Consider the following 25771-nt stretch of genomic DNA (forward strand, 5'->3'; position numbering starts at 1 on the left):
TCTAAAACTTGAACATTTTTAAACTTAAGAAAGAATGCCAACCCTTGAAGAAGGTTAGGCATCGAGCTCTCCGGCAATTACATTCAGGCTACTCATGGTAAGGATCGCATCGGAAAGGGAGCTTCCCTTACACATTTCGGGGTAGGCCTGGTAATAGATAAAGCTAGGCCGGCGGAAATGCAAGCGGTATGGAGCCCGTCCACCATCGCTTACCATATAAAAACCTAATTCCCCATTGCCACCCTCTACGGCGTGGTAAATCTCTCCTGCTGGAGCGTCTATTTCTCCCATCACAATTTTGAAATGGTAGATCAGCGCCTCCATGCTTCGGTATACTTCCTGCTTGGGTGGTAAGTAATATTCGGGCGCATCGGCGTAGTAGGGGCCTTCAGGTAGGTTGTTAATGGCCTGCTCGACGATCTTTAAGCTCTGCCACATTTCTTCATTACGAACCATATAGCGGTCGTAAGTATCTCCATTCTGGCCTACTGGAATGCTAAAGTCGAAGTCTTCGTAAGAAGAGTAGGGGTTCATTACCCGCACATCGTAGTCTAGTCCTGCAGCTCTAAGATTTGGGCCAGTAAAACCATACGACAGGGCTCTTTCCATGGAGATAGCACCTACGTTGATGGTCCTATCCATAAAGATCCGGTTCCGGTTGAGCAGCTTCTCGAGCTCCTTCAGCACGGGGGGGAAGGACTGGATAAAGTCCTTTATTTTTTTGATAGCGGTACTGGAAAGGTCACGTTCCATGCCCCCAAGTCGCCCCATATTGGTGGTTAGACGGGCCCCACATACCTCTTCATATATTTCGTAGATCTCCTCCCGCTTTTGCATCACGTACAAGAAACCGGTAAAGGCTCCTGTATCCACACCTAAAATACTGTTACAGATAATATGGTCGGAGATCCGCGCAAGCTCCATCATGATGACCCGGATGTATTGAGCCCTCTTGGGAACTTGCACCTCCAGGAATTTCTCCATGGTCATATGCCATCCCAAATTATTGATCGGGGAGGAACAGTAGTTCATCCGGTCGGTAAGGGTGGTGATCTGATAATAGGGGCGTCTTTCGGCGATTTTCTCGAAGGCACGGTGAATATAACCGATCGTCTGCTCCCCCGACACGATTTTCTCCCCATCCATTTTGAGGACGTTCTGGAAAATACCATGGGTAGCGGGGTGGGTAGGACCCAGGTTAAGGGTGGTGAGCTCTTCTACCAGCTCGGGTAAATCCGCATTGGCCGGAACCTGATGCGGTAAAAGTTCAATATCTGCCATAGTTGTAAACTATATGTTGAGCATTATCTGCCAAAAAGTGCATCAATTTTATCTTCCCTAGTGGCATCCTCAAGAGGATACTCTTTGCGCATGGGGAAGTAATCCATTTCATCAATATTGAGGATCCGCTTCAGGTTTGGGTGGCCGTCGAAGAGAATGCCATAAAAGTCATAGGTCTCACGTTCCATCCAGTTGGCACAGGCATATAAGCCAGTGGCAGTAGGAATATGGATGTCGGCCTCAGGAATAGATACCTTAATGCGAACCCTGAAATTATGAATAAAGCTATGTAGGTGGTAAACCACCATAAACTCCTGTCCTTGCTTGTCGGGGTATTGAATGCCCGTAAGGTCGGTCAGGAAGTTAACTTGAAAATGGCTATGTTCCTTTAAAAATTCTAGTACAGACAGGATCTCTTCTCTGGTGGTAGAGAGCGTCAGCATGCCATAAGGTTCTTCAAAGTCAAAAACCTGGCTGCCAAATTTCCCTAAAAGCTCCTCTGCTACTTCCTGATTACTTAGCATATCGACTATTGTATATTGTAAGAGGCTAGTAAGTGTTGGTATTCGTCGCTATTCCGACGGCGAAGTTTTTCATTTTGTGCCAGATGCTGGATCTGCATCAGTCCGTCGATAATCTGTTCGGGACGAGGCGGGCAGCCAGGCACGTAGACGTCCACAGGAATAATGCGGTCGATTCCTTGTAATACGCTGTAAGAGTCGAAAATACCACCGCTAGAAGCACAGGCACCTACGGCCAATACCCATCGGGGCTCCGCCATTTGTAAATACACTTGCTTTACTACGGGGGCCATCTTTTTGGCGATCGTCCCCATGACCATCAATAAGTCGGCCTGGCGGGGTGAAAAGCTAGGGCGTTCCGAGCCAAATCGTGATATATCGTAGTGAGAACCCATGGTAGCCATGAATTCTATACCGCAACAGGAGGTAGCGAATGGGAGGGGCCATAAAGAATAACTCCTGGCCAGCCCTATGGCTTCGTCAAATGAAGTCGCAAAAAATCCTGATCCGCTGTGTCCCTGTGGGGCATCTGCTATGGTTACTTCTTTCATAATTTCGTAAGTTGCTGGTTGCTTTTGACCTTATTCTTCCCAATTGAGTACGCCTTTCTTGATGACGTAATAAAAGCCGGAAAGTAAGAGTGCCATAAAAACTAACATTTCCAGAAAGCCAAACATTCCCAAGTCTTTAAAATTTACGGCCCAGGGATACATAAAGATTACCTCCACATCGAAAAGCACGAAGAGAATGGCCACCAAAAAGTATTTCACCGAAATGGGGGTTCTTGCATCTCCTACCGACTCGATTCCACATTCGAAAGGGTCGTCTTTCTTTGCACTCCTACGGCTTGGGCCAATTAAATGGGTGACAATCATCGTTCCTCCAATAAACCCGGCGGCCAGTAAAAACTGCACCAAGATGGGTAAATAGTCGGAAGGTAAATAGGTACTGTTCATAGGACTTAGTATTGGCTTTCTAGTAAATTCTATATTGGCTTGATGAATACCATTTTTTGGTTTTTTTAAACCCTTTCAAAGTTAGTAGCTGAAAATTTATCAATCAAATTCTGCTGTTTTTCTTTTGTCTAATTAGTATCATGCTAAATAAGCCCCGAAAATACGGAGCTTATTTTAAAATTATACTATGTAGAGGCCTATCGAATCACGATTTGTTTGGTGAGGCTTTGGCCTTCTCCTGTAACGCGGATCAAGTATTTACCCGCTGGCATATTGGTGATGTTAATCTCCGCCCGGCTGTTAAGTATGGGGGTGGTCATCGATTTGACCAATCTGCCCTTAATATCGAAAAGGCTAATGTCGGCATCGTTTATAGCGTCACGGGCCTCGATATAGATAAAGGACTCTTGACTTGGGTTGGGATAAATCACTACTTCATTTTTCTCATTGGTTTTGAAGTCCCTCGAAGCTGTGTCCGAATAGCAAGTCAATATATTACCGTTCAAATTAAAGTCTACCTTGGCCTTGGCCGTATATTTTCCCGACTTCAATACTTTAATAATGTTGGCGGTGGTGTCGGTGTCCATCCCTGGCCTATTCCAGATGTAGGATTCGTTTAAACCCGGGGTCGCTATATTGGCGGTAATACTAAAAGGGCCCGACGACTCTATAACCGGTGCCGGGATTTGAGGTCGTATGGTCAGGGAGCGCACCTCCGATATATTGGATACACAACCAAATACATTTTGTCGTTGAACATAGTAATTACCCGTTTCGGCTATCTTGGCCTGTATGCCGGTAGCCACCAGGCTGTTGTCGGACTGGTCGTACCATTTGAAGATATCGGTATTGGCCGCTACTGAAAAGGTAAAAGCGGAGTCGGCACAGGCTTGTTGGTCGCCACTGGGTTCGATAATGGGGGTACTGGGCTTGGCATTGCCCTCGAGCACTACCACAGGCGAGAGGGTGCTATTTCCAAAAGCATCTTTTACAGTCGCTCTATAGGTGCCAGCGGCCGTTACCCGAATAGAGTTGCCGGTGCTGCCGTTGCTCCAGGTATAGGAGGCGTAGCCAGTAGGTAGGGTGATGGTCACCCCATTATTGTCGGTCGTACAAGTAGCGGTGATTTGCGGCATTAACGAAGGAGCTACAGGAGGAGCCTCAGCGAAAAACTGGGCATCCATACTTTTGTACCAAGCGTCGGCTAGGATCGTCAAGGCATCGACCCCTACGAAGTGAGTATGATCGGGAAGCCTAAGTGGAACCAAAGGATCGGTTTCGGGGCCAGGGTAAGTCGGGTTAAATGGGGTGTCAATCACCGCATTTTGGGCGGCAATAATAGCGGGGTAAGTTTGTGCTGGAGCCGATTCTGGTTCAGACGTCCGTGAGGTCCGAGCGATCATCCAGGTGATCCGTTTGCCTGTATCCGACTGTATCTTATTGATGATATGTTGTAAGCTCTCTCGGTAGAGCGTTGGGTCGGTTCCTTTGGCACCGTCGGTTTCCCCTTGCATCCACAGGATCGCTCTAACTCCAAACTGGTTGGCATAGTTCTTGGCCGATATCATCAGGTTAGCATAGGGCATCCTAAAAGGGTATTTGAAGCCCCCGTAGCGGTTGTAGGTGTCCTTGCCGTCGGCACTTTCTGCCCAGTTGACTACGCTAGTTCCTTCCCATGCCGTATTGATAAATAGCACGGGTACATTGAGCTGGCTTACCAGCCTGTCACCGAGCATTCCCCAGCACCAGGCCGACTGCCCCCTGGGCGACATAAACTCCAAGTCGGTGGTTACTTTGGCAAATATGGGAGGAGCCGGGTCGGTGAGGCGATCGACCTCATCGTTGGTCCCATTGGTAATGTATATCACGCGGTCGTCGGTAGCTCCTGGGCCTGGGTATTTTTTGAGCCCTTGCGCGTTGGATTGGCCCGAAATTAGGAATACTTCTCCTACACCCAGCCGTTCCAGCACGTCCCTCGCTACGACGTTGCCATCTTTTATTCCTCTAATTTCAATGGTATACCAGCCTCCGTAGAGGGTTAGTCCGCCATAAAAGACGCCCCCCTTTGGGCTGTCGACCAGGGTTTTCCATGCTTGTTCTACTCCTTGGCCCAGGATAACGGGCACTGCACGGACTTCAATCTTGTCGATTTCGATGCTGAATGTGCCAGAAATAGGTACAGTCCTTTGCCCAGATATGTCCCGCTGGTAAACCGCCCTGGCGGCAGGGAAGGTTATTTTTAACTGTGCGAACACCGTTGCAGGAATAATTAGTAACAATAACAGGGCTTTTGCTGCAATCTGAATGATTAAATTATTACGCATTGGAAATATAGGAACAGGTAAAATCTTCCATCGTCCGAAAGAATTAGTTGAAACAGGTTTGCCCAGAGTTGAAACAAACGATGGCAAATTTAATATATTATTTTGGCTATAATATAACTATTCCGTTTTTTTGATTGGAAACCCTCCCTGCATTTCCTAGTGCAGTACTATAAATTTTTTGATTCCATTGAAGGAGCCAGATAAAACCCTAATGAAATAGGTGCCGGCCGGAAGACTAGATACCGGAATAAATTGTTGGCCACTTAATTCATTCACTGGGATGGTTTTGTGAACAATTCCTCGGATATCGACGATCTGTATCGTAGCATCTTTTAAGTTGTCGAGGGTTTCAAGGGTGATCTGGCCATCCATAACCGGGTTAGGGTAGACGATCATCGCACCAGCGTCGGATTGGGCTATAAAATAAAAAGGTTCGGAATAGGCAGAACTACAGCTGAGATCGGCCGAATATACAATGGCATCCTTGACGATGTAGGTGCCCGATTCGGCCGTTTTAATGGCTCTTCCTTCCTCCGAAAGTAGTTCTCCATTTTTTTGCCAGGTATAAACGCCGCTATTGAGGTTATTTACCGCACTCAGGGTGTATACGCCCGTTTGCTCGATTTCCGGAGTCGTTGGGGCGGGCTTGGCGTCGATTACTAATACATTGGACGATAGAGAGCGGCAGCCTTGGTGGTCTATGGTTTGGGCAAAATAACTTCCCGACTGGTCGACGGTTATCGTGGCGGCATCCTGTCCGTCGCTCCATACGACTTGTCCGGAGGCCGAGGCGCTTAGTGTGGTGGTGGTACCTTCACAAAAGGTAGAAGGGCCTTCTAGCCTGGCCGTAGGAGGGGCTGGTAAGGATAATGTTTGTGTCTGTATGGTATTGCTAGGGTCGGAGAAGCAATTGAATTCATTGCCGGTCTGTACCTGGTAACTACCCGAAGAATTGACGGTAATCGACCCCGTGGTCAGCCCATTATTCCATTTGTAGGACGTAGCAGACGGAGCCTGAAGGGTTACGGACAGGTTCTCACAGAAGGTGGTAGGGCCTAAAGCAGTAATGCTGGGCTGCGGTGGAATAGGGTTTTTAACTACCTTCGTCACGGCCGATGGCGGAGAAATACAGCCGTTGGCGTCCTTAGCCGAAATGGTATATTCCCCACTTTCATAAATAGCGATTTCGGGATTGTTGGAACCATTACTCCAGACGTATATATGTGCTGGGCTACTCTGTAATAGGGTGAAGTCGCGTTCACAAAAGGTGGTGGGCTTTAAGGCCGTAATCGATGGGGTCGCTGGAAGGCTATTGACCTTGGTAGTCACGGGGTCGGAGCTTGCCTCGCATCCATTCGCATCCCTTTGCTTAAGCGTAAAGGTCCCGGAGGTGGTCACGTCCAAGGTTTTGTTATTGGAGCCTGTGCTCCAGATATTGCCACTGTCGTAGCTGGAAGTCATCGTAAGGACTTCGCCTTCACAGAAGTTAGGGTTTCTGCTCAGGTTAATTTGGGGCTTGGCAGGGATTGGGTTGACTTTGACAACCACCGGGTCGGAGTCGGGTGAAAAGCAACCAAAATCATCTTGTGCTTTTACTGTAAAAGTCCCTGAAGAGCTTACTTCTATACTCCCTGAAGTGGCCCCTGACGACCATAGGTTTTTTACCTTACTGTTGGATTGTAGTTGAACGGCCCCTCCTTCACAAAAGGTGGTGGCACCAGTCACCTGGATGGCCGGCTTGTCGGGTAAGGGTGAGGTAAGTACGGTAACCGCATAGGGGTCGGAGGTATTTTCGCATCCATATACACTCGTGCTGGTTACGGTAAAGGTCCCCCCGGTAGATACGGCCAGTCGTTGCTCCACCGAGCCGGTATTCCATCGGATCCCACTGCCTACACTGGAAACCAAGGTGGCGGTATTTCCCAAACAAACCGGATTGCTACCTTCTAGGCTTATAACCGGTTTTGGGCCTATAATAGATTCTGTAATCTTAATTTCGGAGGAAAAGACATAATTCCCATAGCTATCCGTTGCCTTTACCCTATAGGTGCCATTGCCTACCGTGACGCTCTGTCCCGACTGCCCATTCGACCAGCTATAGGAGGAGTACCCCCCGTTGGTGGCCGTTAGCTGAAGGGACGATCCTGCGCAACTCACCGCAATATCCAGGGGACTCGCAGCGGAGTAGGGGACCGAGTTGTTGAAAAATTGATCGGTCAAAGCCGTATTCCAGGCTTGGGAAAGGGAATTTAACCCCGCATCGGTAAAATGCACGCCGTCGCCCCGGTTAAAAGTATTACTACGGGGAATCTGGATGACGTCGGTGTCGGGACCTTGAAAAGTGTTGGAGGTGGTATTGATGGCCGTCTGCTGGCCAGTTCTTACCATCTGGTTGACCCCCCTGGTATTGTCATAAGAACTCAGCGAGATCACCCACGAAATATCTTTTCCACTCTCCAGGCGATTGGCATCAATAACGGCCTTTAGGTCTTGGGCGTATTGGTCCGATGTGGTGGAGAATATGGGGTGCGTTGCAAAATAATTGTCCGCCTCGCCTTGTTCCCAAAGCACGGCCCTTACCCCTGTAATCGGGACATAATATTGCATGACCCAGCGAAGATTGAGGAAGGGCATTCCACTGGGCGCATAAGGCATGCCAGAGTAAGGCGAATAGGCCGTTGTGGTAATACTCTCTTTCCAAGTCTTTACCATAGTTCCCTCAAAACCGGTGTTAAAAAACAGAATGGGTACGTTCAATCGGCTGGCGAGCAGATCGCCCAAATGTCCCCAGGCCCAAGCCGAAAGTCCTCGGGGGGCGATCTGGCTACTGGCATCCAAATGACTAAATTGGGGGTAGGGCAGGCCCGTTACATGGTCATCGTAGAGATTGGTATAATTGACGGTATTCACACGGTCGTCAGTAACTTCGGGAATTCCAAAATTGGCATATCCCTGGGCATTGGACTGGCCGCTTACGATAAATACCTCCCCTATACCCACATGTTCGACCGTTGCCGAACCTACGTCGGTACTGCCTAGCTTGCCTCTTACTTCTAGCTTGTACCAGCCTCCGTCGCTTTCGATACTTCCCGAGAATATACCTCCCTGTGGATTGTTCTGTAATACGTGCCAGTCTATACTAGTACCTCCATTAAGCGCCACCAGCCTGGCCTCTACCTTATCGATGCTGCTGGTGAAGCTCCCTCTGACTTGGATGGTAGCCCGGTTCGATTGGTTTCTTTGAACCACCAATCGGTCCATTGGAAAATCAATTGTTATTTGCGCATGGCTCTCAATAATTGAAAAAAGGCAAAGTAATGTTATTTTAAGGGCAGATGTTACCGAAAAGTTCATGGCTACGCAAACTGGAATTTTTGAGTTTTTGAGGTGACACCAAATTACTACTAATAGTTGCACCGTTCCAAAAAACTTATTTAACGTCCAACGTCGTATTGATTCGACTCCATATGTAATCTTTTAATTGTTCAATACCTTCTTGGGTTATTGCTGAAATAAAGATGGTAGAGATTCCTTCTGGTAGCTTGTCCTTGATTTCGTCCCTAAATTCTTCAGGGATAAGGTCCATTTTTGAGATGGCCAAGAGGCGATCTTTGTCGAGTAACGATGGGTTATACAGTTTCAGTTCTTCTAATAGGGTATGGTATTCGGCAAGAATGTCTTCAGTATCGGCCGGAATCATAAACAGCAGAATCGAATTGCGTTCTATATGCCTCAGGAAGCGAATTCCTAGGCCTTTTCCTTGTGAAGCACCCTCTATGATCCCCGGGATGTCGGCCATTACAAAGGAACGGAAGTCTCGATACGGAACCACCCCTAGGTTGGGGACCAGGGTAGTAAAAGGGTAGTCGGCAATCTCTGGCTTAGCAGCCGAAACGGCCGAAAGCAAGGTGGACTTTCCTGCATTAGGAAAGCCTACAAGACCTACATCGGCCAGTACCTTTAGTTCAAGAATGACCCACTCTTCCCTTCCTGGCTCGCCAGGTTGCGCATGCTGTGGGGTCTGATTGGTGGCCGATTTGAAATGGTCGTTTCCCAATCCGCCGCGGCCACCTTTCAATAATATGATCTCTTGGCCATCTTCGGTGATCTCACACACCTGTTCGCCGGTTTCGGCCATACGTGCGATGGTGCCCAACGGAACTTCAAGGACGATGTCCTTACCCTCAGCTCCCGTTCTACGGCCCCCTTCGCCGTTCACCCCATTAAAGGCCTTTACGTGCTTGGTGTACTTTAAGTGTAACAGGGTCCAAAGCTGGGTGTTTCCTCTCAGAATTACGTGTCCGCCTCTACCTCCATCACCCCCATCAGGTCCGCCTTTTTCAACGTGTTTCTCACGTCGGAAGTGCATGGATCCGGCTCCGCCGGCCCCTGATTTTGCATTAATTTTTACGTAATCTATAAAATTGGAAGAAGCCATTATTGGGTCTTAATGTTAAAATATGTAAACAGGGCTTAGCCTATGGCCTCGGTGATCGACTGGAAAATTTCAGATATCTCCCCTGTTCCTTTTACAGCCACATACTTCTCTTGTGAACGGTAAAAATCGGCTACAGGGGTCGTCTTAGTGTTGTATTCCTGTATCCGTTTGCGGATCAATTCCTCATTCTGGTCGTCGGGCCGGCCCGATGTCTTACCTCTGTTGAGTAGCCTAGCCAGTAGCTCTTCATTGTCTACCTCTAAGCCTACCATTACTTGTATGGATTCGCCATAAGAAGCCAAAAGGGCGTCCAAAGCTTCGGCTTGCTTTACAGTCCTAGGAAAACCGTCGAAGATAAACCCTGCCGCCTGGCGGTTCTCTTGAAGCTTGCTGTCGATCATGCCAATCACGACCTCATCGGGTACCAGCAATCCTTGATCCATAAGGGTTTTGGCCTTCATTCCTAGCTCGGTACCTTGCTGGATCTGAGACCGTAGCAGGTCGCCTGTCGATAAATGAATGAGCTTGTACTGGGCAATGATTTTCTCGCTTTGAGTGCCTTTCCCTGCCCCTGGAGGGCCAAAAAGAATAAGATTGAGCATAGGAGCTTATTAAGGTTGGGTGTCGCTAAAGTTGGTTGTTTTTGGCAAATTTACAACTCTTACCTTTTGTCAGCTAATTATCAATCAATATTTTAAAATAAAATCCCCCAGATAGACAATAACCTGAGGGAAGTGTAGCGTCGTGAAGCCTTTCTTATTCGGGGAGAACGTATCTTTTTACGGTGCCGTCCTCGTTTTGAGTCACCATTACGAAAAGGGTGCCTTTGGCCTGTCTTTTTAGTTCAATCTGGCCCACAAATTCACCCTGATAGTCTTTTAGACTCTTGTCCCCTACGTCTTTCCCCTTCGTATCGGTGACTCTGATGTGTACATCTCCTTTTTGAAGGGCGTGGAAACGTATATTTAACTGGCCATCATTGGGTTTGTTTGCATAAACACTGAGCCCGCTAATCGCCGAAGGCTTAGGCCGTTCTTCGGACCAAAACCTGCCCATACGATCGCCTATGTTTTCCATCTCACGGACAATAGTCCGTGCCTTTGGGCTAATAGAGCGCTCAAAATGCCGCATTTGACTCTTAATATTTTCCGCTGCTAGGTCCCAATCCTTGTCGAGGTCATCCCAGTGATAGGCTAAGGCGTCTTCATCGGCAGAGCGGCGGTTGCTTTCCCTGTGCGACTCCCCAGCTGTGCGGCGGTGGTTATCCTCAATCGTTATCGACACCAGCTGCTTCTGGTCGTCCACTCCCAGAGAGTCCAGCACCTTGTCGATAAAGACCTGCTGGTCCTTTTCGGTCATAGGGGGAAGCTTGTATTCCTTTATCTTATCCTCGGTCTTGCCTTCCTTTTGGTCGGTAATTTTAATGCGGATTTTGCTATAAGCCTTATCCTGGGCTAGGGCGGTCACGCTCCAGCCCATTAGGAGTAGGCCGAGTAGGGCCAGGGACCTTGTCATGCTATTGAATTTTTTCATGGCTTGCTAGTGTTTAATTTATATATTGAACCGTGTAAAATTATAACTTATTGATTAGTAGGCGTGTTAAAAAGTGTTAAATGCTGCACTTTGGCCAAGGGATGACGTAAATTTGCTAAGCGCAATAAGGATGGTAAGACGGTTGCCAGCGTTGCATCCAAAAGAGAAATTAGTTTTATGACCAAAAGAAAGATACAGATCATTATAGGGTTGATGTGCGTGGCGATGATAGGCCTTGTAGCCCTGCAGTGGTACTGGATTAGGGAAGCCAAAGCCATTCGCAACGATCAGTTTAACCATAAAGTCGCCGAGTCGGTACAGGAAGTGGTGCATCGGCTAGAAAAGCAAGAAATGAGGTATTTGCTACAGCAGCGCATCGACAGCGAGCAACAAAAGAATAAGCTCGACCGTATCGCCAAGCTACGCAATACCCCCGTCAAAAAATCGAAGCCCGCTCCCACTCCAGCTAACAGGAAGCCTACCCAAAAACCTTCCCCCAAATATGCCGTTATCATAGGTCCGCATGGGGAAGAAATCCATTATGAAATCGTGTCGGAACAGGTGCCTACGGATGCCTTGAGCCCTAACTTTCGGATAATGGCCGATTTCCAGCAACAAATTGTCGAAGAGTTTTTCGATGCCCAGCGCAAAGGTGCTGCCGGAATGGATGCCTTTATACGGAGGCGTCTGGACGATGAACGTACCTTGGGCAAGGTTTTCTCCGAGGCCTCTACCAGTAAGGAACCTACAGCTGGCTCACCTGCCGAGCGCGCCGTATCTCCCAAAGCAGGGAGCGACGCCCAGGCCCATTCTAATGAACTTCCTAGTCCTAAAATTAGCCAAGAACCCGACAAAGTCGCATTGCTCAGGGACGTGATGCAGGACCTGTTGTATACCAAAAGACCTATTCACGAAAGGGTCAATCGCTTTTTGCTCGATACCCTTTTAAGGAAAGAACTTAACGCCAATGGAATAGACATCCCCTTTGAGTTCGCCGTGCAAGATGCCCACCCTCAAAAATTTATCTTTGCGACGGCCCGAATATCCAGTACCGACTGGCAGACAAAGTCCTATAAAGCCGCTTTGTTCCCTAATGAGATGGCGCCCACCCAGAACCTTTTGATGGTGTATTTCCCCGATCAGGAAAAGTATATCCTGAGCAATATGGGGGTACTTTTTGGGGGCTCTGGTACCCTGATATTGGTGGTGATGGGCTGCTTTTATCTGGCCGTTTCGACCATAATTAGGCAGAAGAAGATGTCGGATATTAAGACCGATTTTATCAATAATATGACCCACGAACTCAAAACACCGATTTCGACGATAGGGCTGGCAGTGGACATGGCCCACGAAGTGAGTACCGAACCCGCCCCTCCCAAAATGAGTCGATATCTGGGAATTATTCAAGAAGAGAATAAACGGCTGGGGGTTCATGTGGAAAAGGTATTGCAAATGGCCATGCTGGAGAAGGGAGAGGTCAGGCTCGAAAGGAAATCAATACCCATGCAGGACCTTATCTCTCAGGCACTAAATAGCCTGTCGATGCAGATCGAAAAAAGGGATGGAAAGGTGGATCTGGCCTTCGAAGCCGACCATGATTTGGTTTATGGAGATGAAATACACCTGCTTAATATCCTTAAAAACTTATTGGATAATGCCATCAAGTATTCTCCAAACCAATTGCTGATTAATATCCAAACCAGCAACAAAAACAATGGTATTCAGATCGTCATTCAAGATGAGGGGGTGGGGCTTAAAAAAGAGCAACTAAGCCGAATATTTGAGACCTTCTACCGAGTGCCCACTGGCGACGTACACGATGTCAAGGGCTTTGGTCTGGGCCTCAGTTATGTTAGAAAAATGGTTTTGGCCCATCAGGGCACCATCCAGGTTCAGAGTAAGCTGGGGCAGGGGAGTACCTTTACCCTGTGGTTCCCGACGGCCATGGAGGCATAAAAATTTAGAATATATGCGATTCAAATCCTAACTTGCCGTCTTTTTAAGGCAGTAACGCGCAAAACAACGCATTTTATTCTACAAGAATGATTTCCAAAACCTATGCTCCCCAGGAAATAGAGGATAAGTGGTATGAATATTGGATTGAAAATAAGTTTTTCAATTCCAAGCCCAATCCCGATAAGGAACCCTACACCATCGTCATTCCGCCTCCCAATGTTACGGGTGTATTGCATATGGGGCATATGCTCAATAATACCATACAGGATATTCTCGTTCGTAAGGCCCGAATGGAAGGTAAGGAAGCATGCTGGGTGCCTGGTACCGACCATGCCTCCATCGCTACCGAAGCCAAAGTGGTGGCCATGCTCAAAGAGAAAGGCATTCAGAAAAAGGACTTGAGTAGGGATGAATTCCTGGAACATTGCTGGGAATGGACCCATAAATATGGGGGGATCATCTTAAAGCAGCTTCGGAAACTCGGCGCCTCCTGCGACTGGGACCGTACGCGCTTCACCATGGAGCCCGATCTCTACGACTCGGTGATCGACGTCTTTGTCGATTTGTACCAGAAAGGGGAGATCTACCGTGGGCATAGGATGGTAAACTGGGACCCTCAAGCCAAGACTACGGTGTCGGACGAAGAGGTGATTATGAAGGAGGTGAACCAACGCCTCGTGTATCTTCGCTACGACCTCGAAGAAGGTGGAGCCCCCGGAGTCGTGATCGCCACCACCCGCCCCGAGACCATTATGGCCGACGTCGCCATTTGTGTTAATCCGGCCGATGAACGCTACCAACATCTGATTGGTAAAAAGGTGATGGTCCCGCTCGTGAATCGGGCTATTCCCATTATCGCCGACGATTATGTGGAAATGGATTTTGGAACGGGATGCCTGAAGGTGACCCCCGCCCACGATACCAACGACTATGAACTCGGCAAAAGACATGGTCTACCCATCATTGACTTGCTAGCTGAAGATGGTACGCTCAACGAAAAGGCTCAGATCCTGGTAGGAGAGGACCGGTTTGTGGCACGGAAAAAGATTGTAAAACTTCTGGAAGCATCGGGCCATTTGGTCAAAGTGGAGGAATACCAATCCAACGTTGGGCATTCTGAACGGACCGACGCGGTGATAGAGCCCCGGTTATCGGAACAGTGGTTCCTGAAAATGGAAGGCCTTAGTAAGCCTGCACTCGAAAATGTGATGAACGATACCGTTCAGCTGATTCCTGCCAAATTTAAAAATACCTACCGCCACTGGATGGAAAATGTTCGTGACTGGAATATTAGTCGCCAACTTTGGTGGGGGCACCGTATTCCCGCTTTCTACCTGAAAGACGGAACGATTATCGTGGCCAAAAATAAGCGGGAAGCCCTCCGCAAAGCACAGCATGAGCTCCAGCTTTTTGCCCTTACGGAGGAAGACCTAGAACAAGATCCCGATGTGTTGGATACTTGGTTCTCCTCTTGGCTGTGGCCCATATCCGTATTTAACGGTATCAAGGAGCCCGACAACGCCGATGTGAATTATTATTACCCCACCAACGACCTGGTAACAGCCCCCGAGATTTTGTTTTTCTGGGTGGCCCGTATGATCATCGCTGGCTATGCCTATAAGGATACCTATCCATTCAAAAATGTATATCTGACGGGTATCGTAAGGGACAAACAAGGACGGAAAATGTCCAAATCCTTGGGCAACTCCCCCGATCCTATCGACCTCATCGGGCAATATGGAGCCGATGGTATCCGTACCGGCATGCTCTTTAGCTCGCAAGCAGGAAATGACCTGCCTTACGATGAGAAATTGGTGGAACAAGGACGTAACTTTTGTAATAAGATCTGGAATGCCTTCAGACTGGTGAAGGGATGGACCGTCGATAGCCAACTACAGGCGCCGGAAGGTTCTACATTGGCCATTTCTTGGTTTTCTTCCACACTCGATCAGACCCTGTTGGAGCTAGAGGATCATTTTGCTAAATACCGGATTTCCGATGCGCTCAATTTGGTGTACAAATTGATATGGGACGATTTCTGTGCACAATATTTGGAAATGATCAAGCCAGCATACGAAAAGCCAATCGATGCCGATACCTATGAGGCTACGCTGGCATTTTTCGATAAGCTCATGCGTTTGGCCCATCCATTTATTCCCTTTATAACGGAAGAAATATGGCAAAATATTCGCGAAAGAGCGGCTAAAGAAAGCATCTGTTTAGCCCCATTCCCCAAGCCTCAAACCGCCGTTGATATGGCTTTGATAGGTGATTTCGAAGTGCTTTTCGAATTGGTCTCAGCCATTCGGAACCTAAGAAATAGCAAGAATATAAGTCCCAAAATTACCCTGCCGCTGGCAGTACGTACCGACCAGCCTGAGCGCTATGCACGGCTGGAGCCGCTTATCGTTAAACTAGCCAATGTCGAAAAATTGGTCTTGGTAGCCGAAGAGGGTGAGGGGACCTCCTTCCGGGTGAAGTCCGACGAGTTTTTTGTGAATTTGCTTGGTGAAGTCGACGTAGAAGAGGAAAAAGCGAACCTCTTAAAAGAACTTGAATATACCCAAGGCTTTAAAAATTCGGTCTCTAAAAAACTCTCCAATGAACGCTTCGTTCAAAACGCAAAAGGAGATATCGTAGAAAAGGAAAGACAGAAATTAGCCGATGCTGAAGCTAAAATTGTAACCCTTCAAGAGGCTTTGGCCCGTTTAGGTACCCTATAGAAATACGAGTTTTGTGAGGTCCCAGCCTTGGACGGATAGTTTCCGTTCCGAGGCTGGGATTCTTCGTTTTAAGCGGGTTGATTCTTTAGCTTATCCGCCTTCAGTCTATTCCTATGTTTTGTGCCGTATATTTCGTAAATTCAAATAATCCTAATATTTGTTTAAATAGTAATTTATTTGTAATATTATTGCTCTAACAATAATTAGCTTACATAGTTTATTTCTCTCCTTGCAGAGAACCAGTATTCGGGTATTATGACGACTAAAACGACAATCCTATGCCTATTTACCATCGACTCGGACAGATTCCCCCCAAGCGGCATACCCAATTGAGGAAGCCTGGCGACGGCGGGCTATATTACGAAGAACTGTTTGGCACCATCGGTTTCGAAGGGATGTCTTCGTTGATATACCACCACCACCGCCCCACTCAGGTAAAAGCGCTAAAGCCGGCCTATGATGTGGCGCCTAGGGTGGCCGTGGCCAATAATCTTACCATGCGCAGATTGGTAGGTTTTAATATACCACCATCGGCCGATTACCTTGAAAGCCGAGTGTGTTTGCTGGTAAACCAGGATCTACAGATAGGCCTGGCCGCACCACTGCAACGCCCCATGGCCTATTTCTATAAGAATGCCGATGCCGATGAACTGCTGTTTGTGCATCAGGGAACCGGCCGGCTCACCAGCCTTTTTGGAGAGCTGCCATTCGTGCCGGGCGACTACCTGCTGATACCCCGGGGGGTAATCTATCAGATATCCTTCGATACCGACCACAATCGGCTTCTTTATTTGGAATCCCATGCACCCATTTATACGCCGAAGCGTTATCGCAATTATTTCGGCCAACTGCAAGAGCAGGCCCCTTTCTGTGAGCGGGACTATATTTTGCCACGCAACCTGGTAGCCTATGACGGGCCGGGTGACTTCCTAGTTAATGTAAAGAAGGGCCACTATATCCATCCTTTGGTGTATGCGACCCACCCTTTCGATGCAGTGGGATGGGATGGTTATAACTACCCTTGGGGCTTTTCAATTCATAATTTCGAACCCATTACCGGACGTATTCACCAACCCCCACCGGTGCATCAGACTTTCGAAACGGCGGCATGTGTCGTCTGCTCGTTTTGTCCTAGGCTCTACGACTACCATCCGTTGTCGATCCCTGCTCCTTACAACCATAGCAATATCGATTCCGATGAGGTGCTGTACTATGTAGATGGGGAGTTTATGAGCAGGAACGACATTGCCGCGGGCGATATGACGCTCCACCCCGGAGGCATTCCCCATGGGCCACACCCCGGTGCCTATGAGCGAAGCATTGGGCAGAAAGCCACCCAAGAGCTTGCCGTAATGATCGATACCTTTCGTCCGTTAATGCTGACGGAAGCGGCTATGGGCGTGGACGATGGGCTCTATTTTAAGAGCTGGCTTGACCGGTAATGTTGCTACATTTTCCTTTTTCGAATAGAACACTAAAAAAGAAAACTATGGAGACCATACATCAGCAAGATCTATTGGACAGGAATTCAGTAGACTTTTTGCCTATTAACGGTACCGATTACATCGAGCTATATGTAGGCAACGCCTTGCAGTCGGCGCATTATTTTCAACAAGCCTTTGGATTTCAGCCCTTGGCCATGGCTGGGCTCGAAACTGGCCTTGCCGACCGGGAGTCGTTTGTGGTGGTTCAGGGAAAAATTCGTCTCGTACTCACCTCCCCCCTCCACGGCGGTACGGCCATAGGGGCACATATAGACCGCCATGGAGATGGGGTCCAGGCCATTGCCCTGTGGGTCGATGACGCTACAAGCGCCTACGAAGAGACTGTAAAAAGAGGGGCTGAGCCGTATATGACGCCCCGCAAGGAGCAGGACGATGCAGGTGCCGTGGTACGTTCTGGCATACATACCTATGGCGAAACCGTCCATTTGTTTGTCGAACGCAAAGACTATCACGGTGTGTTTCTGCCGGGTTATGTGGCCTGGCAGCCTGCCTCCATTCCAGAGGACATCGGGCTAAAATACATTGACCATATGGTGGGTAATGTAGGGTGGAATGAGATGGACACTTGGGTGAAGTTCTATGAAAGGGTTATGGGGTTTAACACCATTGCTACTTTCGACGATCAGGATATCTCTACCGACTATACCGCCCTGATGAGCAAGGTGATGAGTAATGGGAATGGGCGTATCAAGTTTCCTATCAACGAGCCCGCCAAAGGTAAGCGTAAGTCGCAGGTGGAAGAGTATCTCGACTTTTATGATGGGCCTGGCGTTCAACATATCGCCGTGGCTACCGATCATATTTTGGATACCGTCCGTCAGTTACGGGATAGAGGGGTGTCGTTTTTGCAAGTTCCTGCTACCTATTACGACCAACTTCTGGAACGTGTGGGCATGATCGACGAAGACCTGCACGACCTCAGGGAGCTGGGGATATTGGTAGACCGGGACGATGAAGGTTATTTATTACAAATATTTACCCAGCCCATAGTTCCTCGCCCAACCCTGTTTTTCGAGATCATTCAGCGAAAAGGGGCCAGATCTTTCGGGAAAGGTAATTTTAAAGCCTTGTTCGAAGCCATAGAAAGGGCTCAAATGCTGCGGGGCACCCTGTAAGTTTTTTTTATAAACAGCATACGATCATGGACCAACAATATGAGCAATACACCCCAGCCGATCAACAGATGTGGGAAAAACTGTATAAGCGGCAAATGGAAATCTTACCTTCTATAGCGAGTAACGCTTATTTGGAGGGGATTGGAAAAGTAGGGTTTGTAGCCGATCATATCCCTCACTTCGTAAGTGAGACCAACCCTGCCCTAAAAAGACTGACGGGCTGGGAGGTATATGCCGTGCCCGGACTCATTCCGCATCAGGAGTTTTACTCCCATTTGTTTCACCGACGTTTTCCTGCCACCAACTGGCTTCGCACCCCCTTGCAGCAAGACTACCTGGAGGAGCCCGACTTGTTTCACGATAGCTTCGGTCATGTACCCTTGCTGAGCAACGCCGAATTCTGCGTCTTTATGGAACATTTGAGTGGGGTAGCCCTTCAGTTTATTGAGCAGGAAGATGCGCTACAGCGGCTCTCTCGACTCTACTGGTATACGGTAGAGTTTGGGCTGATTAGGGAGGAGGGTGCCCTCAAAATATTTGGTGGCGGCATCTTATCGTCGGCAGGGGAAAGCCTGTATTGTCTTAATCCCGAAATCCCCAAGTACGATTTTGACCTGGAGCGGGTGTTGGAGACGCCCTACCATATCGATCACTACCAGGACCATTACTTTGTGATCGATTCGTACGACCAGCTTTATCAGTCCATCCAGGACCTAGAAGGACATTTGCGCTCCTATGCCAATGGCTAAGGGCTCCGAAAATTCTATAGCCAGCAAAAATTCCAAATCACTATGCAGAAACGATCCAGTTGGTTGACGATTCCTGACGATTCCGACTTCTCTTTGGGCAACCTCCCCTATGGTATTTTTAGTAGGCCACAGGGAGTGCCGGGAGTAGGGGTGGCCATCGGCGAGTATGTCATTGACCTTGCGATGGCCTATCAGAAGGGCCTTTTTGCCGATTATCCCTTAGCTAAGAATGTCTTTCAAAGTGCTGTTCTCAACGATTTTATAGCCATAGGGCCATCCTATTGGAGTTTTATCCGCAAGGTATTGCAGGATCAACTGTGCGACCGATCGTCGCGGTTAGCTCAATGGGCCAGTGTGCTACTGGTGAAGCAGGAGCTGGTAAGGCTACATTTACCCCTTCGCATCGGGAATTATACCGATTTTTATTCGAGCCGCGAACATGCCATTCAGGTAGGGAGGCTCTTTAGGCCCGAGCGGCCCCTAATGCCCAACTGGGAGCACCTGCCGGTCGCCTACCACGGTAGGGCGTCGTCGGTTGTGGTTTCTAATACCCCTATCTATCGGCCTCGGGGACAGGTGTGCCCGCATCCATCGGAAGGGCCCGTAATGCAGCCCACCCAAGAACTGGACTATGAGCTGGAGCTAGCTTTTGTGGTAGGTAAAGACTCGCCGTTGGGTGCACCAGTACCCGTAGAGCGGGCTGAGGAGTATATGTTTGGCGCATTGCTTTTTAATGATTGGTCGGCCAGGGATTTACAACGCTGGGAGTATCAGCCTTTGGGGCCTTTTACCAGCAAGAATTTTGCCAGTACCGTATCGCCTTGGGTTGTCACCATGGAGGCGCTTAGTGCTTGCCGCACCCCTGCTCCAGTACAGTCCCCCTTGCCTTTGCCTTATTTGACCCAGGCCAAAAGACTCGGATTCGATATTCATCTGTTTCTATCCATTCAGCCTTCCGATGAGCAGGCCTATCCGGTGGCGCATACCAATGCATCGTTCTTGTACTGGACTGTCAGCCAGCAGGTGGCCCATCATACCATAAGTGGTTGTAACCTCCAAATAGGGGACCTGTTGGCCACTGGGACCATCAGTGGGCCAGAACCTGGCATGGAGGGCTGCTTGTTGGAGGCTACTAAAGGGGGAACACGGGCTGTGCCCCTGCGTGATGGGCTGGTAAGGCGCTATTTGGAAGATGGAGATCGGGTCGTTTTTACCGGCTATTTCCAGGGAACGGAAGGAAGGGTCGGTTTTGGCACTGCGGAAGGAGAGGTCCACCCACCCTTCCAGTTGCCATAGCCGGGCTATAAGGGTAAGGGTTACAAACCATCTCCATCGATTTGGCGTTAAGCAGGTAATATGATGCGTTTACAACTACTAGATTTGTCTTGAATGAAAACCATAGACCCCACTGAAATCAGTGCCCGAGCTTTTTATAAATATATGACGGCCTCGGTAGCACCGCGGCCTATTGCCTTCGTTAGTACCATCGACGATGGCGGGAGGGTGAACTTGAGCCCCTTTAGTTTTTTCAATATGATGGGGATAGATCCCCCGATTATTGCCTTTGCACCCAATAGAAGGTCTGCCGATGGAAGCCAAAAACATACGGCCATCAATGCCCGACAAGTGCCCGAGGTGGTAGTCAATATGGTGACGGCAGAGATGGTGCAACAGATTTCACTGGCCAGTGCCGAGTTTGCCCGTGGAGTCAATGAATTTGCCAAGGCCGGCTTTACGGAACTCCCATCGCGGGTGGTGGCTCCTCCTCGGGTACTGGAGTCGCCGGTACAGCTGGAGTGCAAGGTCTTGGAGATCATAGAAAAAGGGTCTATGGAGCTTATACTGGCGGAGGTGGTCCTGGCCCATTTTTCTGAAGATTTGCTAGATGATGCGGGACAGATCGATCAAAAGAAAACGAGCTGGGTCGCTCGATTGGGCGGCGATTGGTTTGCGCATACCGACCACCTCTTCGAAGTGCCCCGACCCCAGATGGGTATCGGTGTCGACGCCTTGCCAGAATCCATTAGAAACTCAAAAATCCTTACGGGTAACGATTTAGGGCGCTTAGGAAGTGTACTACTTAGGCCCGATCCCGAAAAAGTGATCGCCTATGGTCAAAAGGCCGAAATAAGACAAAAAATACAAGAGGCTACCTTGGGTTGTCTTTATGTGCCGGATGTGCTGCATGCCTATGCCCATCAATTATTGGAAGCGGGGAAAACCGAGGAGGCTTGGCTGGTACTGTTGCAGTGACAGGCCTTGAGAAGGTGGAGGTCGATGTCCTGGGTAGGAAACCGACCTCCTCCAGATGGGCGTTGATGAAGTATTTCTCAACAAGAGAAGATCCTCTTCTAATTGATTTTGACGAAATGTGCTACCCGCGTCTGTCCCGTCTTGTAGCTAAGCTGCAAGGTATAATGGTCTTCGGGTAAGGCGCTGAGGTCGATACTGGATTCAGAGCCTACCGCCGGAGCGAGTACCTTTTGTCCTTTTTTATTGTAAATAATAATGCTTTGCAATTCCGACGACTGCTGGTCATTGATTTGTAGGTAGCCGGTGGTGGGATTAGGATATATGGCGAAGGTGGGGCTATTGAGGACTTTTACCGATACCAGTCGGCTGTAGGCATAGCTCCCATCCAGGTCCAGCATCTTTAGGCGATAGAGGTTTTCGCCCATAGCGGCTTTGAAGTCTGTAAAATGATAGTTGTTGGTTTGGTCGCTGGCATCACCTTGGGTCAGGACTGTTCCTATTTTATTCCATTGTTTTGAGGTTTCCATGCGTTCGATCTCAAACCGGTCGCTGTGAATCTCCTCGGTGGTCTGCCATGATAATAGAACCTGTCCCTGCTCTTCCTTTCCTGCGAACGCGATGAGGGTTACCGGCAGTGCCGCCTGGGACACATTTAGCGTATATGCCATCTCTTGTTGTGGACAGCCACTGCGGTTTATTTCGGCTGTATAGGTATAGGTGCCATCTTGAGCGGGGGAGGTCAGCTGGACCGTAGTTCCCGTAGCATTGCTGAGGTTGGTGCCTTTCCAGTTGATATATACCCGATCGCACTCTTCGCCCTGGCAGTTTGCGGAAAGCGTGAGTGCTTCGCCAGGTTTGGCTAGCATGGTACTTGCCGGAGCGGACATTACAAAGGTACAAGGTAGGTAGGCCTCTTCGTTCCAGATGTTTTCCCAATATCCTTCATCTTGCATCTTTATCGAAACGGGCTGTTGGTCACTGGTCGACCAGGAATTCCCTCCTTGAGTTTTCCAATTCTCAAATAAATATTGATCTAAAAATACATTAGGGAACAAATTGGTTTCTATGGCAGGCTTTCTGGCTGGTGGAGTGAAAGGCTGGCTAATGTACTTGGCTTTGCTGGTGGCCAGGGCTGGTGCTACCATACTGATCTGCGGATCGTGAAAGTGCATGGCCAAGTGAACGTAGTCGACTCCATGCTCAAAGGCCCTGTGTATCCACTCGGTGGCTAGCTGTGGTTCTAGATTTTGTTCCCCACTGCGCTCCCCAAGGTCGGTGGGGTCGAACTCTATCGCTGCAATTTTATTGGGATCTGAGCCTTTTAATACGTCTATGGCCGCAATTTTGCGCCAAATATCGTACTGATCCCCTCCATCGGAGGAGTACACCCCATCCGAAAGTTCTAATGCCAAGGGTACCGAGCTGGTATGCATATGTCGCACATTGCCTTGCCCTCCCCCTAGGTCCGAAATAAAATAGAGTACCTGTATATTATTATCGTGGCTTTTGACCAGCTTATAAAAGTCCTTAAACAAGGTAAGGAGCCCCCAGGAGGCAAAGCGATGGAAGTCGCGACCGATGTCGCTGTTCCAATTGGCATCGGCGGGCTGTGGTGCGGTGTCAAGGTTATAGGAATTTGATCCCCAAGTAACTATTTCTTGATTAGGGAATCTTCTTTTTAGAAAATTGCTTCTCCAGGAGTTTGTAGCCTCTGTGTCGTACAAACCTACATAATTGACATTATTGATGTAAACATTTGGGGCCAAATACTCTTCCGAAGCACTATTGCCCATTTGCACATACAGGAGCTTGTCATAATAGGGCTTTATATGGTTCAGCACGTCATTTACAAACGCCAAATACCGGGATTTGGCATTTTCACCGTATAGGGAAGGACAAGTGTAGGCAATATTTTGTTGTACCAATACGCCTTTTACCGTCTTGGCCACTTCATTCTGCGATAAGTAGCTATCCGTCCAGTATCCTGGACGTTGATAAGGAAACAATAGGGCAAATTTCATCCCTGGCTTTAAATTAATGATGGCTTCCGCTGCCTTAGCGATTTTCTCTCCATAATAAGTGCCCGAGGTGGGTTCATATTGATTCCATTCGATATGCAGGCGAATACAGGTTACGGAGGCATCTTGACCGTTGAAGCTGAGGTTGGTAAACTTTTGGATATAAGTCCATTGGTCGGCATTAATACCATTGGCAGCTGACCGGTCGAATCCGTATCCCGTCGTGTTGAGGATAATCTCCCTTTGGGCCATGGCACAGGTGACCGATCCCAAAAAAGCAAGGGTCAGAAGGCACAAAACCCTCCCTCCGTCGTAGATAACGCCCTTCAGGCGCTCTACGGCATAAAATAAAATTGGCATAAGAAATTGAGTCTTTAAATTATCTGGGCTATTTGTAACTAATATTTTCTATTTCAGGGGCTTATTTATTAGATAATGAGGAGGAGGGGTTCGAATTTGTTTGCTAATATTCCTCAAACATATAAAGGAAATTCGACAATGAAAATTAAAATTTCAAAAAAAATGTAGAAGAATAATTCAGTTTGGATGGGCCAGCCTGCGACAGGAAATTCATAAATTGAGGATTGGGAGCGATTAAAAGTGCTTTGCTATTCACTTGTATCTCAGGGTATCACAAAAAAAGCGGCCAGATTTGGCCGCTTTTTGACTTGTTATTGCAATATTTGTAGTTTTTATTTAAATATGTATTAGAACAAATTCGGTACTACACTAGTTTTTTATATTTTATTCTCGTTGGAGTAGCATCGTTACCCAATCGTTTTTTACGGTTAATTTCGTAATCCGAAAAGTTTCCTTCAAACCAGTATACTTCCGAGTCTCCTTCGAAGGCGAGGATATGGGTGGCTACCCGATCCAGGAACCAGCGGTCGTGAGAAATAATGACGGCACAACCCGCAAAGTTTTCCAGACCTTCCTCCAGGGCTCTTAAGGTGTTAACATCCAGGTCGTTGGTAGGCTCATCGAGCAAGAGCAAATTGCCACCTTCTTTCAAGGTCATGGCCAGGTGCACGCGGTTTCTTTCTCCTCCCGACAGGTTGCCTACTTTTTTCTCCTGGTCTCCACCCGAGAAGTTGAATCGGCTTACGTAAGCCCTAGCGTTGGTTTGTTTACCTCCAAGCATCACCCAGTCGTTGCCATCGGCAATATTTTGGTATACCGTTTTGTCGGGATCGAGGTTGTCGTGCTCTTGGTCCACATAGGCCAATTGTACGGTATCACCCACTTCAAAATGCCCTGCATTAGGTTTTAACTGCCCCGTAATCAGCTTGAAAAGCGTCGTTTTACCCGCTCCGTTGGGGCCTATTATGCCCACGATACCGGCCGGTGGAAGGGCAAAATTAAGGTTTTCGTACAGTAGACGGTCCCCAAAGGCCATAGATACGCCATGCGCTTCTATAACCTTGTTGCCTAAACGAGGCCCAGCCGGAATAAAGATTTCCAACTTGTCCTCTTTGGCTTTTGTTTCTTCTCCTAATAACTTTTCATAGGCGCCCAGACGTGCCTTCGACTTGGCCTGACGGGCTTTGGGAGCCATGCGTACCCATTCCAATTCCCTTTGAAGGGTCTTTTGGCGTTTGGATTCTGTTTTCTCTTCTTTTTGTAATCTTTCTTGTTTCTGCTCCAGCCAAGAGGTGTAGTTCCCTTTCCATGGGATACCTTCTCCACGGTCGAGTTCGAGGATCCAGCCGGCCACGTTGTCGAGGAAGTACCGGTCGTGGGTTACGGCAATAACGGTTCCCTTGTATTGGCGAAGGTGTTCTTCCAGCCATAATACCGACTCGGCATCGAGGTGGTTGGTAGGCTCATCCAGGAGCAGGACGTCGGGTTGGCGTAGCAACAGGCGGCAAAGGGCTACCCGGCGTTTTTCCCCTCCAGAGAGCGTACTGACGAGGGCATCGGAAGGAGGGCAGCGGAGCGCATCCATCGCTACTTCTAGTCGGTTGTCGAGGTTCCAAGCATCGGTGGCGTCTAGTTTTTCCTGTACCTCCCCTTGTCTTTCTAGGAGTTTATCGAAATCGGGATCCTCTCCGCCGAAAGCTTCGTTAATTTCTTCAAATTCTCTTAACAAATCCACGACTTCCTGGACTCCCTCCTCTACAACTTCTCTGACTGTTTTGGTAGGGTCTAGCAACGGTTCTTGTTCGAGCATCCCCACCGAGTAGCCTGGCGAAAACACCACGTCTCCCTGAATATCTTTATCGATACCCGCTATAATGCGTAGGAGGGTAGATTTTCCTGATCCATTCAGACCAAGAACACCGATTTTTGCACCGTAAAAAAATGACAAATAAATGTTTTTGATAATCTGTCGATTGGGTGGAATGACCTTGCTCACCCCAGACATTGAGAAAATAATGGTTTCGTTACTCATTTTTTAG

18 protein-coding genes are annotated in these 25771 nt (G+C 48.4%); 7 read left to right on the forward strand and 11 right to left on the reverse strand.

The genetic code is table 11. The features are described 5' to 3' along the window. Positions 1-54 precede the first annotated feature (54 nt). From nuoD to CLV98_RS00865, 9 genes are all read right to left on the reverse strand, one after another. On the reverse strand, positions 55-1281 hold the full coding sequence (gene nuoD, locus CLV98_RS00825) for an NADH dehydrogenase (quinone) subunit D (protein ID WP_109672002.1): 1227 nt from the start codon (positions 1279-1281) through the stop codon (positions 55-57). A gap of 23 nt (positions 1282-1304) precedes the next feature. Next, the gene (locus CLV98_RS00830; RefSeq protein WP_109672004.1) at positions 1305-1805 is read right to left on the reverse strand and encodes an NADH-quinone oxidoreductase subunit C; all 501 of its coding nucleotides are present in this window, start codon (positions 1803-1805) and stop codon (positions 1305-1307) included. A 5-nt stretch (positions 1806-1810) separates the two neighbouring features. After that, complete coding sequence (locus tag CLV98_RS00835) at positions 1811-2353, reverse strand: NADH-quinone oxidoreductase subunit B (protein ID WP_109672006.1); 543 nt, start codon at positions 2351-2353, stop codon at positions 1811-1813. 30 nt (positions 2354-2383) lie between these two features. After that, positions 2384-2758, reverse strand: coding sequence for an NADH-quinone oxidoreductase subunit A (locus CLV98_RS00840; protein WP_109672007.1), 375 nt, complete (start codon positions 2756-2758; stop codon positions 2384-2386). A gap of 197 nt (positions 2759-2955) precedes the next feature. After that, positions 2956-5082: a T9SS type A sorting domain-containing protein gene (locus tag CLV98_RS00845; RefSeq protein ID WP_109672009.1), complete on the reverse strand. Its 2127-nt coding sequence runs from the start codon at positions 5080-5082 to the stop codon at positions 2956-2958. A gap of 156 nt (positions 5083-5238) precedes the next feature. Further along, the gene (locus tag CLV98_RS00850) at positions 5239-8343 is read right to left on the reverse strand and encodes a T9SS type A sorting domain-containing protein (protein WP_229203146.1); all 3105 of its coding nucleotides are present in this window, start codon (positions 8341-8343) and stop codon (positions 5239-5241) included. A gap of 169 nt (positions 8344-8512) precedes the next feature. Next, positions 8513-9520 carry a GTPase ObgE gene (gene obgE, locus CLV98_RS00855; RefSeq protein ID WP_109672012.1) on the reverse strand — a complete coding sequence of 336 codons (1008 nt, stop codon included), beginning with the start codon at positions 9518-9520 and terminating at the stop codon, positions 8513-8515. Positions 9521-9555: 35 nt separating this feature from the next. Next, positions 9556-10122, reverse strand: a complete 567-nt coding sequence (locus CLV98_RS00860) for an adenylate kinase (protein ID WP_109672014.1) — start codon at positions 10120-10122, stop codon at positions 9556-9558. Positions 10123-10276: 154 nt separating this feature from the next. Continuing rightward, positions 10277-11053, reverse strand: a complete 777-nt coding sequence (locus tag CLV98_RS00865; protein WP_109672016.1) for a T9SS type A sorting domain-containing protein — start codon at positions 11051-11053, stop codon at positions 10277-10279. 177 nt (positions 11054-11230) lie between these two features. Here CLV98_RS00865 and CLV98_RS00870 point away from each other — a divergent pair, with 177 nt between their 5' ends. The 7 genes from CLV98_RS00870 (at position 11231) to CLV98_RS00900 (ending at position 21354) form a co-directional block, all read left to right on the forward strand. Further along, positions 11231-13009: a sensor histidine kinase gene (locus CLV98_RS00870; protein WP_109672017.1), complete on the forward strand. Its 1779-nt coding sequence runs from the start codon at positions 11231-11233 to the stop codon at positions 13007-13009. A gap of 86 nt (positions 13010-13095) precedes the next feature. Beyond that, a complete protein-coding gene (locus CLV98_RS00875) occupies positions 13096-15732 on the forward strand; it encodes a valine--tRNA ligase (protein WP_109672019.1) in 2637 nt (878 codons plus the stop codon). A 278-nt stretch (positions 15733-16010) separates the two neighbouring features. After that, positions 16011-17174: a homogentisate 1,2-dioxygenase gene (locus tag CLV98_RS00880; RefSeq protein WP_109672021.1), complete on the forward strand. Its 1164-nt coding sequence runs from the start codon at positions 16011-16013 to the stop codon at positions 17172-17174. A 47-nt stretch (positions 17175-17221) separates the two neighbouring features. Next, positions 17222-18352 carry a 4-hydroxyphenylpyruvate dioxygenase gene (gene hppD / locus CLV98_RS00885; protein WP_109673008.1) on the forward strand — a complete coding sequence of 377 codons (1131 nt, stop codon included), beginning with the start codon at positions 17222-17224 and terminating at the stop codon, positions 18350-18352. A gap of 26 nt (positions 18353-18378) precedes the next feature. After that, positions 18379-19101, forward strand: a complete 723-nt coding sequence (phhA, locus tag CLV98_RS00890; RefSeq protein ID WP_109672023.1) for a phenylalanine 4-monooxygenase — start codon at positions 18379-18381, stop codon at positions 19099-19101. Positions 19102-19143: 42 nt separating this feature from the next. Continuing rightward, complete coding sequence (gene fahA / locus CLV98_RS00895; protein WP_109672025.1) at positions 19144-20397, forward strand: fumarylacetoacetase; 1254 nt, start codon at positions 19144-19146, stop codon at positions 20395-20397. Positions 20398-20490: 93 nt separating this feature from the next. Further along, positions 20491-21354 (forward strand): flavin reductase family protein, encoded by an 864-nt coding sequence (locus CLV98_RS00900; RefSeq protein ID WP_109672026.1) that lies wholly within the window; start codon positions 20491-20493, stop codon positions 21352-21354. Positions 21355-21452: 98 nt separating this feature from the next. Here the strand turns inward: CLV98_RS00900 and CLV98_RS00905 are convergent, their stop codons facing one another. Further along, the gene (locus CLV98_RS00905) at positions 21453-23732 is read right to left on the reverse strand and encodes a T9SS type A sorting domain-containing protein (RefSeq protein WP_109672028.1); all 2280 of its coding nucleotides are present in this window, start codon (positions 23730-23732) and stop codon (positions 21453-21455) included. Positions 23733-24096: 364 nt separating this feature from the next. Continuing rightward, complete coding sequence (ettA, locus tag CLV98_RS00910) at positions 24097-25764, reverse strand: energy-dependent translational throttle protein EttA (protein ID WP_109672030.1); 1668 nt, start codon at positions 25762-25764, stop codon at positions 24097-24099. Positions 25765-25771: the final 7 nt, after the last annotated feature.

The sequence above is a fragment of the Dyadobacter jejuensis genome (assembly GCF_003149085.1).
In the GTDB taxonomy this organism is placed as follows: Bacteria; Bacteroidota; Bacteroidia; order Cytophagales; family Spirosomataceae; genus Dyadobacter; species Dyadobacter jejuensis.

What these genes read in the sequence shown, in the direction of transcription:
- hppD (WP_109673008.1), top strand. Translation starts at nt 17,222, where the DNA reads ATGGAGACCATACATCAGCAAGATCTATTGGACAGGAATTCAGTAGAC.
- CLV98_RS00880 (WP_109672021.1), top strand. Translation starts at nt 16,011, where the DNA reads ATGCCTATTTACCATCGACTCGGACAGATTCCCCCCAAGCGGCATACC.
- fahA (WP_109672025.1), top strand. Translation starts at nt 19,144, where the DNA reads ATGCAGAAACGATCCAGTTGGTTGACGATTCCTGACGATTCCGACTTC.
- ettA (WP_109672030.1), bottom strand. Translation starts at nt 25,764, where the DNA reads ATGAGTAACGAAACCATTATTTTCTCAATGTCTGGGGTGAGCAAGGTC.
- obgE (WP_109672012.1), bottom strand. Translation starts at nt 9,520, where the DNA reads ATGGCTTCTTCCAATTTTATAGATTACGTAAAAATTAATGCAAAATCA.
- CLV98_RS00845 (WP_109672009.1), bottom strand. Translation starts at nt 5,082, where the DNA reads ATGCGTAATAATTTAATCATTCAGATTGCAGCAAAAGCCCTGTTATTG.
- nuoD (WP_109672002.1), bottom strand. Translation starts at nt 1,281, where the DNA reads ATGGCAGATATTGAACTTTTACCGCATCAGGTTCCGGCCAATGCGGAT.
- CLV98_RS00900 (WP_109672026.1), top strand. Translation starts at nt 20,491, where the DNA reads ATGAAAACCATAGACCCCACTGAAATCAGTGCCCGAGCTTTTTATAAA.
- CLV98_RS00865 (WP_109672016.1), bottom strand. Translation starts at nt 11,053, where the DNA reads ATGAAAAAATTCAATAGCATGACAAGGTCCCTGGCCCTACTCGGCCTA.
- CLV98_RS00835 (WP_109672006.1), bottom strand. Translation starts at nt 2,353, where the DNA reads ATGAAAGAAGTAACCATAGCAGATGCCCCACAGGGACACAGCGGATCA.
- CLV98_RS00860 (WP_109672014.1), bottom strand. Translation starts at nt 10,122, where the DNA reads ATGCTCAATCTTATTCTTTTTGGCCCTCCAGGGGCAGGGAAAGGCACT.
- CLV98_RS00875 (WP_109672019.1), top strand. Translation starts at nt 13,096, where the DNA reads ATGATTTCCAAAACCTATGCTCCCCAGGAAATAGAGGATAAGTGGTAT.
- CLV98_RS00840 (WP_109672007.1), bottom strand. Translation starts at nt 2,758, where the DNA reads ATGAACAGTACCTATTTACCTTCCGACTATTTACCCATCTTGGTGCAG.
- CLV98_RS00905 (WP_109672028.1), bottom strand. Translation starts at nt 23,732, where the DNA reads ATGCCAATTTTATTTTATGCCGTAGAGCGCCTGAAGGGCGTTATCTAC.
- CLV98_RS00850 (WP_229203146.1), bottom strand. Translation starts at nt 8,343, where the DNA reads ATGGACCGATTGGTGGTTCAAAGAAACCAATCGAACCGGGCTACCATC.
- phhA (WP_109672023.1), top strand. Translation starts at nt 18,379, where the DNA reads ATGGACCAACAATATGAGCAATACACCCCAGCCGATCAACAGATGTGG.
- CLV98_RS00830 (WP_109672004.1), bottom strand. Translation starts at nt 1,805, where the DNA reads ATGCTAAGTAATCAGGAAGTAGCAGAGGAGCTTTTAGGGAAATTTGGC.
- CLV98_RS00870 (WP_109672017.1), top strand. Translation starts at nt 11,231, where the DNA reads ATGACCAAAAGAAAGATACAGATCATTATAGGGTTGATGTGCGTGGCG.